This is a genomic window from Candidatus Hydrogenedentota bacterium (assembly GCA_016791475.1).
In the GTDB taxonomy this organism is placed as follows: domain Bacteria; phylum Hydrogenedentota; class Hydrogenedentia; order Hydrogenedentales; family JAEUWI01; genus JAEUWI01.
Window position 1 is genome coordinate 1 of record JAEUWI010000364.1, and the last position, 251, is coordinate 251.

The 251-nt window shown below is 34.3% G+C and carries 1 protein-coding gene; it reads right to left on the bottom strand.

Annotated elements, in window-relative coordinates; translation table 11 throughout:
- Positions 1-251: DUF4783 domain-containing protein (locus JNK74_29700; GenBank protein ID MBL7650347.1), on the bottom strand; the 251-nt coding region annotated here is incomplete at both ends.

Here is a 251-nt window from a genome sequence, read left to right on the forward strand (position 1 = left end):
CGTAAAATAATCCATAAAATCCATAATTATCTGTTCTGCCTGCGTAGAGCTGTAATATCCCTTGTCATTATTGACCATATTAAGATACACCTGTGAATCAAAATACGGAGTGATATAATTTATGTTTCTGTAAGTAAAGCCGAATCCGATATCCTTGAAAGTTTTCTTACAGAGTTCGTATTTAGCCCGCGTAAAATCAGATTTGTACTTCTTTTCTTTCCACCATTTATCCTGAGAAAATGCATCCGTTA